General features: G+C 36.7%; 19 protein-coding genes. 9 read left to right on the forward strand and 10 right to left on the reverse strand.

The features are described from left to right. Nucleotides 1–42 precede the first annotated feature (42 nt). The 6 genes from H560_RS0103830 (at nt 43) to H560_RS0103855 (ending at nt 5,518) form a co-directional block, all read left to right on the forward strand. Nucleotides 43–513 (forward strand): hypothetical protein, encoded by a 471-nt coding sequence (locus H560_RS0103830; RefSeq protein WP_155844952.1) that lies wholly within the window; start codon nt 43–45, stop codon nt 511–513. 559 nt (nt 514–1,072) lie between these two features. After that, on the forward strand, nt 1,073–1,825 hold the full coding sequence (locus H560_RS0103835) for a hypothetical protein (protein ID WP_027378810.1): 753 nt from the start codon (nt 1,073–1,075) through the stop codon (nt 1,823–1,825). A 9-nt stretch (nt 1,826–1,834) separates the two neighbouring features. Then, nucleotides 1,835–3,226, forward strand: a complete 1,392-nt coding sequence (locus H560_RS0103840) for an RtcB family protein (RefSeq protein WP_027378811.1) — start codon at nt 1,835–1,837, stop codon at nt 3,224–3,226. 73 nt (nt 3,227–3,299) lie between these two features. Further along, nucleotides 3,300–3,998: a peptide chain release factor H gene (gene prfH, locus H560_RS0103845; RefSeq protein WP_027378812.1), complete on the forward strand. Its 699-nt coding sequence runs from the start codon at nt 3,300–3,302 to the stop codon at nt 3,996–3,998. Next, complete coding sequence (locus H560_RS0103850; RefSeq protein ID WP_027378813.1) at nt 3,985–4,500, forward strand: tetratricopeptide repeat protein; 516 nt, start codon at nt 3,985–3,987, stop codon at nt 4,498–4,500. Before prfH ends, H560_RS0103850 begins: the two co-directional genes overlap by 14 nt. 25 nt (nt 4,501–4,525) lie before the next feature. Then, nucleotides 4,526–5,518: an enolase C-terminal domain-like protein gene (locus tag H560_RS0103855; RefSeq protein ID WP_027378814.1), complete on the forward strand. Its 993-nt coding sequence runs from the start codon at nt 4,526–4,528 to the stop codon at nt 5,516–5,518. Nucleotides 5,519–5,676: 158 nt separating this feature from the next. Here H560_RS0103855 and H560_RS23250 read toward each other — a convergent pair whose 3' ends face one another. Genes H560_RS23250 through H560_RS0103865 form a run of 3 tightly spaced genes read right to left on the reverse strand, consistent with a single transcriptional unit; the run spans nt 5,677 to nt 6,284 of the window. Then, nucleotides 5,677–5,838 (reverse strand): hypothetical protein, encoded by a 162-nt coding sequence (locus H560_RS23250; protein WP_228372410.1) that lies wholly within the window; start codon nt 5,836–5,838, stop codon nt 5,677–5,679. Then, nucleotides 5,795–5,968 (reverse strand): hypothetical protein, encoded by a 174-nt coding sequence (locus tag H560_RS23255; protein ID WP_228372411.1) that lies wholly within the window; start codon nt 5,966–5,968, stop codon nt 5,795–5,797. The genes H560_RS23250 and H560_RS23255 overlap by 44 nt, the downstream gene beginning before the upstream one ends. Before the next feature lie 22 nt (nt 5,969–5,990). Then, nucleotides 5,991–6,284: a c-type cytochrome gene (locus H560_RS0103865; protein ID WP_027378815.1), complete on the reverse strand. Its 294-nt coding sequence runs from the start codon at nt 6,282–6,284 to the stop codon at nt 5,991–5,993. Nucleotides 6,285–6,553: 269 nt separating this feature from the next. Between H560_RS0103865 and meaB the strand changes: the two genes are divergently transcribed. Further along, entirely contained in the window at nt 6,554–7,540 is a 987-nt protein-coding gene (gene meaB, locus H560_RS0103870; RefSeq protein WP_027378816.1) for a methylmalonyl Co-A mutase-associated GTPase MeaB, read from the forward strand. Between the two features lie 97 nt (nt 7,541–7,637). On the opposite strand, the gene H560_RS0103875 is transcribed toward meaB, so the two are convergent. After that, on the reverse strand, nt 7,638–8,183 hold the full coding sequence (locus tag H560_RS0103875; RefSeq protein ID WP_027378817.1) for a DUF4251 domain-containing protein: 546 nt from the start codon (nt 8,181–8,183) through the stop codon (nt 7,638–7,640). Nucleotides 8,184–8,291: 108 nt separating this feature from the next. Between H560_RS0103875 and H560_RS0103880 the strand changes: the two genes are divergently transcribed. Then, nucleotides 8,292–9,098, forward strand: a complete 807-nt coding sequence (locus tag H560_RS0103880) for a M48 family metallopeptidase (RefSeq protein WP_027378818.1) — start codon at nt 8,292–8,294, stop codon at nt 9,096–9,098. Nucleotides 9,099–9,192: 94 nt separating this feature from the next. Then, nucleotides 9,193–9,507 carry a lipopolysaccharide assembly protein LapA domain-containing protein gene (locus tag H560_RS0103885; RefSeq protein ID WP_027378819.1) on the forward strand — a complete coding sequence of 105 codons (315 nt, stop codon included), beginning with the start codon at nt 9,193–9,195 and terminating at the stop codon, nt 9,505–9,507. Between the two features lie 37 nt (nt 9,508–9,544). Here the strand turns inward: H560_RS0103885 and H560_RS0103890 are convergent, their stop codons facing one another. The 6 genes from H560_RS0103890 to H560_RS0103915 form a co-directional block, all read right to left on the reverse strand. Beyond that, nucleotides 9,545–10,162 (reverse strand): outer membrane beta-barrel protein, encoded by a 618-nt coding sequence (locus tag H560_RS0103890; RefSeq protein ID WP_027378820.1) that lies wholly within the window; start codon nt 10,160–10,162, stop codon nt 9,545–9,547. After that, nucleotides 10,146–10,961, reverse strand: coding sequence for an ABC transporter ATP-binding protein (locus tag H560_RS0103895; RefSeq protein WP_027378821.1), 816 nt, complete (start codon nt 10,959–10,961; stop codon nt 10,146–10,148). The genes H560_RS0103890 and H560_RS0103895 overlap by 17 nt, the downstream gene beginning before the upstream one ends. Then, nucleotides 10,962–11,714: an MlaE family ABC transporter permease gene (locus H560_RS0103900; RefSeq protein ID WP_027378822.1), complete on the reverse strand. Its 753-nt coding sequence runs from the start codon at nt 11,712–11,714 to the stop codon at nt 10,962–10,964. 104 nt (nt 11,715–11,818) lie between these two features. Further along, the gene (locus tag H560_RS0103905; protein ID WP_027378823.1) at nt 11,819–13,189 is read right to left on the reverse strand and encodes an exopolysaccharide biosynthesis polyprenyl glycosylphosphotransferase; all 1,371 of its coding nucleotides are present in this window, start codon (nt 13,187–13,189) and stop codon (nt 11,819–11,821) included. Nucleotides 13,190–13,231: 42 nt separating this feature from the next. After that, a complete protein-coding gene (locus tag H560_RS0103910) occupies nt 13,232–13,861 on the reverse strand; it encodes a 7-carboxy-7-deazaguanine synthase QueE (protein ID WP_027378824.1) in 630 nt (209 codons plus the stop codon). 7 nt (nt 13,862–13,868) lie between these two features. Then, nucleotides 13,869–14,753: a bifunctional 5,10-methylenetetrahydrofolate dehydrogenase/5,10-methenyltetrahydrofolate cyclohydrolase gene (locus H560_RS0103915; protein ID WP_027378825.1), complete on the reverse strand. Its 885-nt coding sequence runs from the start codon at nt 14,751–14,753 to the stop codon at nt 13,869–13,871. Nucleotides 14,754–14,759: the final 6 nt, after the last annotated feature.

The following is a 14,759-nucleotide window of genomic DNA, read 5'->3' on the forward strand; positions in this document are numbered from 1 at the left end:
TAAGTTGCATGGCTTTTGTATAGTTTAATGAAAATTTTCATTATGGCTTATACAGTAGTTTCAGTATTTCCGGTGACTGTAGATACAGAGGAAATTAAAAAAGATTTAATAGAAAACGGCTTGGATGAAGCAAACATTATTGTTTCAAAATCAAGCGTGGAAAGTGGACTGTCAACTGATCATTATCAGGAAGACGAGCAGACAAAAGGTTTCTTCGAATATACATTCGCACACGATGCAGAAATGTTAGATGCTTACCGAAAGCACAGCATTGGAAGAAATAATATAGTTGTTTATGCAAATGATCTTGAACAGGCGATGACTGCTAATTCTATATTAAACAAAAACGGGGCTCTTGAGGTGTATAGAAAACCGTCCGACAAGCAGACGGATATCCCGGAAGGAATGACGGAAGAAGAATATAACGGCATTATTGCAAAAGCAAAGCACAAACATTTACTTCCTCAGATCAGAAAGGGTTTACCATCCCAATGTAGTCAAAGGAATGGATGATCCCATGGACGATCTTGGTTCAAAAGATTAAACTAAAAGTTTAAAGATAAAAAAGTCTGGAAATAATAATTTTCAGACTTTTTTTTGTTTTTCTTAAAAAAATATTTGGTGAATAAAAAAATATTCTATCTTTGCACCTGAAAATCAAGTTTAACCAATAAAAAATAACGAAGCAATGTTCAAATTTCAAAAGAATTCTCCGTCTGGATTGCCGCTTACAGTGGTAAGGCTTCGTGGTTTGGTACACTCTTTAGAATAACAGTATAATGAAATATCAAAACCCGAAGTCGTAAAGATTTCGGGTTTTTTATTGCGCAATATTTCAAAACTCAAACAAGTTTTCCCGGAATCTTTTTTTATAAAATTTAGGAGCTGATCCCGCTTTCCACTATATCTTTTTATTACGGCCTCCGCTTCGCTGCGGCCGCCACAAAAAAGGATGCCGTTGCAATCGGGGCTAGTAACAAAGCTCTAACAGTCAAAACCTGTTAGGCTTGAATAACGTCAACTAAAATTAAGTTGATGAAGATTTATGCCTCACCTCTAATATCTATAATTAATGGAAAATGATAACCTTCTGTTTTCAAGATTAAGAAGTCTGAGAAGCAGAAAAAGAATAATAAAAAAAGATGTAGAAAAACAGATTAGAAAAAAGTATTTACGTAGCGATGAACTTTGGAAAATAAAAAGAAATATTCCGTTAGTACCATTGGAAAAACCATATCAAAAGGGTTTTGTAAGGTTTTTTGTGGTAAGAGATGATGTAAAACGATCCAAAAACGGAGATTTTTTCCAAGGAATACTGAATAAAATCAATACAAAAATGTATTCCGAAACCAGAAAATTCATAAAGAAAAAAAGAAAATTCGGACGAAAGATCTATGTTGAAAGAGATCAGAAATTGGTTCAGCTTTCAGCATATCAGTGGAACGATCCAAAGTTAGGGTTAACACCCCGAGAAAAACAATATTTTCTGAAAAAGGAAGAATACAATTCATTCAGAAAAAGGTATAACATTTACTACGAATTTATCGAACCTTGGAGATTTGCATTAAGGGTAGAACCTAACATAATTACCCATTACAAACCTTTAAACTCTGATTTGGAGAAAGAATATGATGAACTCAATTCTTATTTAAATCAACATAAAATTGTTGGACTAATCAATAAGAAAATTCATGGTAAATCAGGAAACTGGAAATGCTACGGTAAAGAAGCTAATCTTGTCGAAAGTAAAAAATACTTTCACTACAAAATATCTGCAGCAGAGATTGCAGAAGTCTTAGAGGACTTTAGTGTCCAAAAATTTTAAACAAAAACAATGGGAAATTTAAAACTTAAAGGAAAAGATATATTAAAAATAGGTTATCCAAACAATCAGAGCGTAAATATCGCTTTGGAAGTTATGAAAAGGAATTTTGCAACCAAAAATATTCATCATGTGAAATCTCTTTTAAAGGAAATCCTGATCAATCCGGAGAATTTTGAAAAAGATTTAACCTTCGGACAAATCGCAGAAGCCCTGCTTTCATCAAAGAAAACAGAAAAAAGAATGCTCAATACAAACCGGGCTTCTTTTCAGGTTTTCGGAAATAATATTTCAGATGAAGCAAAGAATCAATTGTACACTGCATTGAAGCTGCCCATTGCAACACAGGGAGCTTTGATGCCTGATGCACACAGCGGCTATGGACTTCCGATAGGAGGAGTTCTGGCGGTGGAAAATGCCGTGATTCCGTATGGGGTCGGAATGGATATTGGCTGCCGAATGAGCCTCAGTATTTTGGATACGCCCGTTTCATATCTTGACGGAGCAAGAGACAAATATGAAAAAGCTCTTGCCGAACACACAAAATTCGGGATGTACGAAACGCACAAATCTCATGTCGATCACGAAATTTTCGACAGAGATACGTTCGATTTAATTCCGATTTTGAGAAGACTAAAAGGAAAAGCCATCAAACAAATGGGAAGTTCCGGTGGCGGAAATCACTTTGTAGAGTTCGGGGAAGTGGAAATCACTGAAGAAGACGAGCAGATCGGGCTTCCGAAAGGAAAATACCTCGGAATTCTTTCTCACAGTGGTTCGCGCGGATTGGGAGCTGAGATCGCTCAATATTATTCAAGAGTTGCTACAGAGCAATGTCCGTTGCCGAAAGAAGCGCAGAACTTCGCATGGCTGGATCTGAACACGCATCTCGGATTAGAATATTGGACGGCGATGAATTTGGCGGGAGATTATGCTTCAGCATGTCATGATGATATTCACAGAAGATTGGTGAAGGCAGTTGGTGGAAGAGTGAAAGCCAAAATTGAAAATCATCACAATTTCGCCTGGAAAGAATTCCACAACGGAAAAGAAGTGATCGTCCACAGAAAGGGCGCCACTCCGGCCAATGAAAATGAATTGGGAATGATCCCCGGATCAATGACCGCAAAAGGTTTCATCGTTCGCGGTAAAGGAAATCCGGATTCTTTGAATTCAGCTTCACACGGAGCTGGAAGAGCACATTCCAGAGGTGAATGCCGAAGTCTTTTTACGCAAAATGACATCAAAAAAGAATTAAAACTAAAAAATGTCACCTTGATGGGTGGAAATACAGAAGAAGCACCCATGGCATATAAAGACATCAATGAAGTCATGAATGCTCAAAGTGAGCTGGTAGATATTCTTGGAACTTTTCAGCCTAGAATTGTGAGAATGGATAAGTAATTTTTGTTGCAAGTTTCTGGTTATTAGTTTCCGATTAATAATAACCAGAAACCAGAAACTAAACTAAATTAAAATGGACAAATTAATACAAATAACCTCAGGAAGAGGACCTTTAGAATGCCAATGGGTAGTAGCAAAAGTTCTGAAGGTTTTCCTTGAGGATGCAAAAGATAATAAAATAGAGTATGAAATCATCCACCGCGAAAATGGTGATGAAAATCTGACCCTGAAATCCGTAACCATTCTTTTAAAAGCAAAAAATATAAATGAATTTTTAAAAAGCTGGCTCGGGAGCATTTGCTGGACAGGAAAAAGTACATTCCGCAAACTTCATAAAAGAAGCAACTGGTTCATTGGCATTTTTGAGCTTGAAGGTTTGGAGAAAATTGATTTTAAAGAAAAAGATATTCAGTTCCAGACAACAAGAAGCCAGGGAAGTGGCGGCCAGAACGTGAACAAGGTAAATACAGCTGTCCGGGCAACTCACGTTCCTACAGGGCAAAGTGTTTTCGTACAGGATTCACGTTCGCAGCTGGAAAATAAAAAGCTGTCAATCACAAGATTAAAGGAAAATGTGCTGGAACAGAATATTATTCAGCTTCAAAAAAGGATGCAGGAAACCTGGAACAATCATTTGCAGGTGCAAAGAGGAAACCCGGTCCGTACATTTTCCGGAACAGATTTTAAAAAGAATTATCAGGAAAAATCCTTTAAAAAACAAAGAAATATTCTGAAAAATGAATTAAAAAACTACAAAAATGACCTTAACTAAAAGTAAATATTACTTCGAGGCGCTGGATAATTATCCTTACAGCCTGCCGGATTGTCTGGAAGCACTAAACTATGCTTTGTCTTACGATCCTGAAGATGCAGACAGTCTTTGTCTGATGGGAAGAATTTACAGCGAAATGCTGAACGATTACGAAAAAGCAAAGCTGTATTTTGAAGAAGCAATGCAATGTGATGTTACGAATTTAAATGTTCCGCAATATTATATTAAATGTCTTTTGGATAATGATGACCTTCAGGAAGCAGATAAGTTGATAGCTTATTCTTTGAAAATTAAAGGGATAGACAAGGTTTCTTTATGGATGTACAGATCCTTACTTTCAGAAAAAAGAGGAAGCTTGATCAACGCGTTAAAATTTCTGGAAGAAGCTGAAAAATATTGCTTTACCGAGTACAGTTTGAATACAGTAAAAGACCGAAAGAAATTTGTGAAATCTAAAATGCCGAGGAAAAAAGCAAATAAAAAGAAGAAGGAGACGGATTAAGTCTCCTTTTTTTGTAGCTTTAATTATGGAATTACGGTTTGAATTAAAACAACTTTACTTAAAGGAAACATTCTCAATCTCTTATGGAAATTATGATAAAAGGGAAGCGTTGCTGATAGAATTATCACATCAAAATTACAAAGGCTATGGAGAATGCGTGGCCATTGATTATTACCAGATTAACCTTCAGGATTTTATAGTAAAATTAAAACAAATCCAGCTTCGAATCGAAGCCATGAAAATCAATCATCCGAAAGAATTTTTTCAAAATTTATTAAGCTTAAATCTTCATCCGTTTTTGCTTTCTGCACTGGACTGTGGCTATTGGGATCTTTTCGGAAAGCTGGAAAACAAAAGCTTTATTGAATTAAATCAGCTTCCTTCTGAAAATTTATCTGAAAGTTCAATCACTATTTCCATAGGAGAAATAGATCATCAGATTAAAAAAATTGAAAACAGCAGCTGGAATAAATTCAAAGTAAAATGCAATGGCTTACATAAAAATAATATTGAAAGGCTTTTAAAATTAAATAGAAACATTGCCTTGGATTCCAACGCAAGTTTTACCGATGAAGATTGTATCTGGCTTCAGGAAAATTTTGATATTCAAAAGTTTTCCTATTTAGAACAGCCAAGACCGATTGACCGCTATAAAATTTTAAAAAAAGAAAGTTTTGCCAATTGGATGGCGGATGAAGATGCTCAGGATTTACATTCTTTGGATGAGTTAGTTCCGTATTACAAAAGCATCAATATCAAATTAATGAAGTGCGGCGGATTGACTCCTGCTTTAGAAATGATTAAAAGAGCGCGCGAGCTGAACTATAAAATCATGATCGGCTGCATGACGGAATCTACTATTGGAATTTCTGCAGGATGTGCCCTCACAGGGCTTACAGATTATGCTGACCTTGACGGAGCCAATCTTATTTCCAATGATTATGCCACCGGAAGCTTTGTTGAAAACGGAAAAATAATCTTATCCGACAAACCTGGTTTGGGGATTGATTTAAAGTGAACTATCAAATTGTAAATAATCATTCGTCTTGTTTTCAATGATCATTTGCTAAGTGAAATGCCCTTGAAACAAAAAGTTAACATTCTCAAAAATAAAGATCTTTACGTCTTAGCATCAAGAACGATAAAAATCAAAATAAAATAGACTTCAACAGAAGCCTATTTTTTATTTACAGAAATTAAATAATCGTAAACCATTTGATGCTGATCATCACTCAGTTTAGCTCTTGGAGCCATTCTGCTTAGGGTTTTTATCCATCCCTGATCGTCATGCTTTTCAGGATTGGGTAATCCGTGACATTTTGTTGCAGGAGTTTTCAAAAATGGTTTTTCCCTGAGCCAGCTGTTCGGATGAGGTGTATTTTGGTCCGGTTACAGCAGTACTTTTCGGTCCGCAGGATGTCACCATCAGTGCGGAAATCAGAAACATACCAAAAATCAATTTTTTCATATTATTATTTTTTTGAAGTGATTTATTTTTTCACAGAAACCACGTAATCATAAACCCATTGATGCTGCTCGTCTGTAAGCTTAGCTTTTGGGGCCATCGAATTCATAATCCCAACCCACTGAACTGATGTATGAGCCGTAGGATCAGGTAATTTGTGACATCTGCCGCATGAATTTTCAAAAATGGTTTTTCCCTGTGCAATTTGCTCGGCTGTAGAAGTTGCAGGTCCCGTAGGAGCTGTAGCTGTAGAGGCTTTCGATGTACATGATGCCAATAAAACAGCAGTAAATGATGCTACAGCGATAATTTTTCTCATTAGTTTAAAAATTTGATTTAAACAAATGTAGCAAAAACCCGTCCGAGAGAATAAAGCCGGTCTTAATTTAGAAGAAGTACAAATAATTTGTGTAAATGAATTGTAAATCCCTTATTTCAAATATAGCGCGGAAAATTCTCCTCCTCTGGAGTGGTGGCGAAAATTCGGAGAATTTTTGACGGGGTGGTTTAAGAAATTAATAACCTAAAAAATAAACGAAAATGAATTCACTATTGACCATTGACGTTTAATTGTCTATTTTTGAATCAATGAAATTTTCTACAGAAGAGTTAATAGAAGGAATACGGTCAGGAAACAAACGCCTGATCGCAAAAGCTATTACTTTAGTTGAAAGTAAAAAGGCTGAACACAGACTACAAGCCGAGGAATTATTGAAGCAGATCATGCCATTTACAGGAAATTCAATCAGGGTAGGGGTTACAGGAGTTCCGGGTGCGGGAAAATCAACTTTTATAGAAAATTTCGGAAGGCTGGCGATTTCTAATGGAAAAAAAGTGGCTGTTTTAGCCATTGATCCCAGTTCAGCCATCAATAAAGGCAGCATTTTGGGTGATAAAACCAGAATGGAAGAGCTTGCAAAAGAAGAAAATGCTTTTATCCGCCCTTCTCCCAGCTCGGGATTCTTAGGAGGTGTTGCCAATACTACTTTTGAAACCATGATGATCTGTGAAGCAGCAGGTTATGATTATATTTTAATTGAAACTGTAGGAGTTGGCCAGTCTGAAGTGCTGGTTGCGGATATTACGGACGTGTTTTTGTTTTTAAAAATAATCGGTGGTGGAGATGAGCTTCAGGGAATCAAGCGCGGAATTATGGAAATGGTGGATATCATTTTCATTAATAAAGTGGATGCTGATAACCTTCAGAAAGCAAAAAATACAAGACTTGAATTAAAAAGAGCATTAGATTTTATTCCGCCAAAAGAAAAAAACTGGAAAGTTCCTGTATTGTTCGGATCTGCTTTGAACAATGAAGGTCTGGGTGAGGTTTTTAATAAAATTGATGAATTCATTAACCTTAAAAAGAAAACCAACCGCTTCGAAGAAGTAAGAATTCAGCAGGCAGAAAAACGGTTTGAATATTGGGTTCAGGAATATATTTTATCGATGATGAAAAAAAATGATTCCGTGGAAGAGGCGTATATTCAGCACAAAAAAAATGCTTCGACGATGGTTTCCAATCCAAGCACCGAAGCAAAATTATTTGTTGAAAAATTCTTATCTGAGAATAAATAACTTAATTTTCCCATTTAGATATTTTAATAGCAGTCTGAGGGTAGCTGTATGATTTTACGCTGTCAGGCTGAGGAGGCTTTCGAAGCCTTTTTAATGATTAAGGCTGAGGTTTTACCTCTTCATTTTTTGTGATGTAGCCGTCATAAGAAATTGGCTGTCTGTCGTTACTCCTAATGGATGTGAATGCTTTTCCGTTCTTAAAAACTTCAATGATTATTTCATCTGCATTGCTCACATCATTCGGTTTAATTCTTACTACCCAGTTTCCTTTTTTGTTTTGAGATTTGTTTACCGTAAAATCTTTTGAGGTAAATCTGTAGCTGTTTTTATCGCTGTTACCATAACTAGGGTTGAAAACTCTCCCGAAATAAGGAAGAACCACTTCCAGCTTGTCACTTCTTAAATCAATACTGTAATTTCCTCCGGTAAGATCCAAGATCCTTGTTGAGGTAGAATTCGGTAAGGAATTCATCACGTTTATCACATCATAATTGGTAGGTGTTGCTCTTTCTGCACGGAAGGAGAAATCCTGAGAATTCACCAGCATGTTTACCGTTTGAGAATCCATCCCGCTTTGGGAGGAGCAGTTTTGGAAGAGAAACAAAAATCCGAAAATAAATATGATAGAAATATACTTTTTCATGATCGTAAAATAATTATTAAATTTAAATAGCAAAATGTATGCAAATATATGCCTTCCGAATACTTTTGGAATAAAAATTGTTAAGGTTGAACTAATACACTCAAAACTATGAAATTAAATTTTTTATTAGGAATAGGAGCGGTTGCTCTGTCAGTTGTAGCTTGTACAACAAACCCTATTACGGGACGATCTTCTTTGCAATTAGCAAATAACTCAGAAATTATGACCATGTCTGCCCAGGAATATAAATCTACTTTGGGTAAATCAAAAGTAATTACAGGAACGGCAGATGCTAAAAGAGTGGTAAGTGTGGGATCCAGAATAAAGTCTGCAGCAGAAAGATATTATCAGTCTATCGGACGTTCTGCGGACCTTACGAATTACAATTGGGAGTTTAATCTTTTACAGAGCAACGAACTGAACGCATGGTGTATGCCGGGCGGAAAAGTAGCCGTTTATACAGGGATTTTACCTGTTACAAAAAATGATAACGGACTTGCCGTAGTAATGGGGCACGAGGTTTCCCACGCATTGGCAGGACATGGAAACGAAAGAATTTCTCAGGCTATGGTAGCACAGTACGGAGGCGCTATTCTTGGCGGAACTATTTCAAATGCTCAGTGGGCAAGTGTTTTCCAGAAAGTTTATCCTATCGGTTCTCAAGTGGCGTTATTAAAATATGGCAGAAACCAGGAGTCTGAAGCAGATAAAATGGGACTATACCTGATGGGAATGGCCGGATACGATCCAAGAGAGGCAGTTCCTTTCTGGGGAAGAATGGAAGCTGCATCCAAAGGTGCAAGACAACCGGAATTCCTTTCTACCCACCCAAACCCGGAAACAAGAATTTCAGATATCAATAAAGATCTTCCTCAGGCGCTTGAATATTATAAGGCAGCAGGTGGAAAGATATAAACGAATATAGAATTTTAATCTTGAGCAGGCCTTATTAAATTTTTAGTAAATTTGATGAGGCTTTTTAATTTTTTAACCACTTAAACACAACATCATGAAAAGTTTATCACTTACAGGACTGGTTCTTTTGGCCGTTTCAGCTTTACTTTTTTATCTTACAACAGATTTTGCCGTAGAACAAATCAGGATGCCCCATATCATGGGAATAATGGCCGGGATAGGGATAGGCTTAATTATCGGCGGATTGGTAGGCTATGTAAGTAAAGGAAGCGCCATCAAGCAGGAGCAGAAAAGAAAAGAATTTAAACAATTACAAAAAGATAAAGAAGATCTGGAAAAGCAGGCTGCAGATATTGCAAGACGTGAAGCAGAACTCAGAAATCAACAAAATCAAAATCCTCAAATTTAAATTTGAGGATTTTTTATAAATCAATTTTTAAATCTGATTAAAATTTGTATCCGACACCTACCATAAACAGGTTCGGTCTGTTGTCATATCTAACTTCTTCTCCGGTTACCCTGTTGATAAAGTTTCTGGAATCTTTGCTGAAAGCACCTTCATACTTTGCATTTAAAATCAATTTAGAGATTTCTACCTGGGCTCCGAATTGGTAGCCTACCGTAAAATTGTCTCTTGCATTTTCATTAAAATCATTGAAAGTATCCTCTTTACTTAAATTGTAGCTCGCTACAGGACCTACAAAAACCCCTAAAGTATTACCTAAAATATTGTAACCCAATAAAACAGGTACATCAATACGGTTACTTTTAATATCAAAAGTAGTATTGGAAGTAGGGTCTGTAAAATCACTTTTAAAATGCGTGTAATACAATTCCGGCATCAGAAATAAAGAAGCCGGTAACGGAACTCTTAATGAAAGACCCACATTGAAGCCTACATTATTTTTCCCTTCTCCTTCTATTGCCTGGTTTACTGATCCTTTAATATTCTTCCATGAAGGAGATCCTGTCGGGAATATGATATTCGCTTTACCCGCCAGTGAGATCTGTGCAGAAGCGAATAAAGAAAAACCGATTAATGCTAAACTAAGTACCTTTTTCATTTTCGTCTATTTTTGTGATTGTATTATCAATAGTTTTATTGTTCTCCAGTAAATATTCTCTCAGTTCCTTGAAAAGCTCCGATGAATAAACGAAGTCTATCAAATTTTTATTGCCTGCAGTAATGAGAATGTCTTTATTGCCTTCCCATTCTTTAATTCCTAATCTTAGGTAAACAATTTTCTCGCCAATCGTCATTACAGAGTTCATATCGTGCGTATTGATGATGGTGGTAGTATTATATTCTTGTGTGATTTCCAGAAGAAGATCGTCAATGACATTGGATGTATAAGGATCCAGTCCGGAGTTCGGCTCGTCACAGAAAAGGTATTTCGGGTTGTTTACAATTGCTCTTGCAATGGCAACACGCTTCTGCATTCCCCCTGAGATTTCGGACGGGAATTTTCTATTGGCCTTATCAAGATGTACTCTTCCGATAACTTCAAAAACACGTTTCTTTTTCTCCCTGAAGCTTAGATTGGTAAACATATCCAGAGGAAACATAATATTTTCCTCTACCGTAAGCGAGTCAAACAAAGCACTTCCCTGAAATACGGTCCCGATTTCCGAACGAAGATGCTGCTTTTCTTCACGCGTCATCACATTAATATCTCTCCCGTCAAAAAGGATTTCTCCTGAAGTGGGTTGGTAAACATTTAGTAAGCTTTTCAGGAAAACGGTTTTACCGGATCCACTCTGCCCGATGATAAGATTTACTTTTCCTTTATCAAAAGAGGTTGAAATACCTTTAAGAACTTCAACTTCATCAAAACTTTTTTTAAGATCTTTTACCTCAATCATTTAGCTTAATATTAATTGGGTTAATAATAATTCGGAAAGGATGATAAATACCATCGTCCAAACTACCGCCTGTGTACTCGCTCTACCTACTTCCAAAGAACCTCCCTTCACATTATACCCGAAATAAGAAGGAACCGTTGCAATAATATAAGCAAAAACTATGGTTTTCGTAAAAGCATAGTAAATGAAAAGATTCGGCATATACATCTGAATACCCGTGATATAGTCATTGGTAGTCCAGTTTCCGGTTAAAATTCCGGCTACATAACCTCCGCCGATACCAAATACAATACTGATGGCAATCAGCAATGGATTGAAAATAACGCAGGCCAGTATTTTTGGTAAAATAAGGAAGTTGGGAGAATTTACGCCCATAATGTCCAGAGCATCTATCTGTTCAGAAACCCTCATTGTACCGATACTTGAAGCAATATAAGAACCTACTTTTCCCGCCAGAATCAAACTGATAATGGTGGGTGAAAATTCCAGAACCAATACGGCTTTTGTAGCATAACCCACAAATGAAGGCGGGATCGGGAAATCTGAAGCATCAAAGTTATTAAACATTTGAATGGCTACTACGGCCCCCACGAATATAGATGTAAAGATCACCAACCCGAATGAGTTGACTCCCAAATCATTGATTTCTCTCATGAACAGCTTCCAGAATACCTTCATTTTCTGAGGTTTCTGCATGGATTTACCCATGAGGATCATGTATTCTCCTACTGCTGTAAAAAACTTTTTTAACATTCTGCTAAATTAGACTTTTTTTATTTAATTAGATTAAGATTGAGGCTAAGACTGAGGCCGGAATTAATGTTAAATTAAAATTACATTTACCCTTTTCCTACATCCTATTTTGCATTTTTATCACCACCTACAACCAACAAAACGGTCTTTAAAATGATAACAAGATCCAGTACAAAACTCCAGTTTCTTACATAAAAGGCGTCTGCCAGAACCCGTTTATTCATTTCCACTTCCACATCTCCTGCATCTCCCCGAAGCCCGTTTACCTGTGCAAGCCCGGTAATTCCGGGGCTTACCATGCTTCTCAGGCTGTACCGACCGATTTTCGGCTTATAATAATTGTCTACTGCCAGCATGTGCGGTCTGGGACCTACAACGGACATTTCACCTTTCAGCACATTCAAAAACTGCGGCATCTCATCAAGGCTTGTTTTTCTTAAAAATTTACCGATTCTGGTAATCCTTGAATCATTTTCACTTGTAGTTTTTGTGGTAGATTCGTCATTTACAATCATGGTCCGGAACTTAATGCAGCTAAAAACCTCTTCATGAAAACCATATCTTCTCTGTATGAAAAAAACGGGCCCTTTTGATGAAGATTTAATTAAAATTGCAATAATCGGGAACAGCCACGAACAAATCCCAACTAAAATAATGACGGAAAAAAGAATATCGAAAGTTCTTTTCAGTAAAAAATTAGAATAATAATCTAAAGGATATTTTGCCTGGTTCAGAACGGGTTGTGTCTGAATATATCCCATGTCATACAAAAAGAAATCACTTTGTGTAATACTGGGGATCAGGGAAATATGTACTTTATTATCCTCTGCAAGCAGGAATATTTCTTTTTCTGTTTTTTCTTCGTAAGAATTTTCTATAGGAATAAATAAGGTGTGGATCCCGTTCGTTTTCCAGAATTCTACTAATTCTTTACTCTTTATTTCGGAGTTATTGTATTCGAAAATTTTGTAACCGTAATCTTTTCTTTCCTTTAAAATATTCTTTAAAACTTCTGTGGAGCTGTTTTCACTTAAAAACATGATGTTCCTGTGATTGATCCCCAGACTTCTTACATATTTAATCCCGAAAAATATTAATGATTTAGTTAAAAATATAAAGAAGAAAAGATAAAAAGACAGCCAGTAAATATCAGAATTAAAAAATACATTATAGCTTACTTTTCCTATCAGCAATACTCCAAGAATAAACAGCAAAAAATGTACGAGAAGCCTTTCCAGAAACAGCGTATAGGTAAGGTTTCTGGGGATATTGTAAATTCTTGTCCTGCCGCTAAGAAGCATCCAGAACAAAAATAATAATACCAAAGAAAAAACGTTCTGATACCAGGTTTCCTGATTGTATTTGAGGTCCTGATTTCTGCTGACGAAAAAGAATATAAAAATAGATGCAATAACCAGGAGGTCAAGCAAAACAATGATCGATTTCAGGTATCTAGAGTATCGAATTCTCTGCATCTATGAGTATTAACGGATACGAAGGGCTAATTTACATAAATTTTACGGGATATTGAGATACTTATGGGTCTGAACTGATGCTCTCCATTCTGGATGTTCCAAAATGAAGTCTGTGATTTTCGGGTACATTTCGTCTCGTTTGCTCCATTCGCTTTGAAGATATAATGTACAGTTTGCCGAAACTTTTGCCGCCTGTTCCTGAGCAAATTTGAAATCGTTATTATTAAAAACAATCACTTTAAGCTCGTGAGCTTTCTGATAGATTTCCTCTTTTGGAAGCCCCGTTTTCTTAGGGGAAAGGGTAATCCAGTCAATGTGACCGCTCATTGGGTAAGCCCCTGAAGTTTCAATATGAATGGTGCATCCCAGGTCTTTTAATCTGGAAGTTAAAATATCAAGATTCCACATTAGAGGTTCTCCCCCTGTTAAAACGATTGTTTTACAGTGTTTTGCTGCGGTTTCAGCAATTTCTTCCGCATTCATTAATGGATGTAAATTCGGGTCCCAGCTTTCTTTTACATCACACCAGTGACACCCGACATCGCAGCCGCCTAGTCTTATGAAATAAGCTGCTTTCCCGGTATGTGCTCCTTCTCCCTGAAGAGTGTAAAAATGCTCCATCACAGGGAGCATTTTACCTTCTTTTAATAAAATATCTTCTTCTATTTTCATTTTAAAATTAGTCGTTATAGACCGAAGTTTTGTAAGCAATGATGGTATTTTTCATCAGCATCGCTCTTGTCATAGGCCCAACTCCTCCCGGAACAGGCGTGATCCAGCTTGCTTTTGCCGCGCAGCTGTCAAAATCTACGTCGCCTGCAAGATAATATCCTTTCGGAGAATCGTTGTCTACTCTTGTAATACCTACGTCTACAATCACGGCTCCTTCTTTGATCATATCTCCTTTCAGGAAATGAGGATCACCTAAAGCTGTAATAACGATGTCTGCCTTTTTAGTATATTCTTCGATGTCTTTTGTATAAGAGTGTGTCAAAGTAACCGTAGAGTTTCCCGGGAAATCTTTTCTTCCCATCAGGATACTCATTGGTCTTCCCACAATTTTACTTCTCCCGATGATTACACAGTCTTTACCTTTTGTTTCAATATTATATCTTTCCAATAATGTTAAAATCCCGAACGGTGTTGCAGGCAGGAATGTATCCATTTCCAAGGCCATTTTACCGAAGTTTTCAGGGTGGAATCCGTCTACATCCTTTCTTGGATCGATAGCGTTGATGATTTTTTCCTGATCAATCTGATCCGGTAAAGGCAGCTGAACGATAAATCCGTCAACGGCTTTAGATTTATTTAATTCATCGATTTTTTCCAATAATTCAGATTCAGAAACCGTGCTTGGAAATTTGATTAAGCTGGATTGAAAACCCACTTCTTCACAGTCTTTCACTTTAGCATTTACATACGCTTTACTTGCTCCGTTGTTTCCAACGAGAATAGCCACCAGGTGGGGTGCTCTTCTTTTGCTTTCAAGAATTTTTTCAACTTCAGCCTTTATTTCCTGTTTTATTTCTTTGGATACTTTTAATCCGTCAAGAATTTCTGCCATTTTTTA

Origin of the sequence: Chryseobacterium daeguense DSM 19388, from assembly GCF_000430825.1 — a bacterium.
Taxonomy (GTDB): Bacteria; Bacteroidota; Bacteroidia; order Flavobacteriales; family Weeksellaceae; genus Chryseobacterium; species Chryseobacterium daeguense.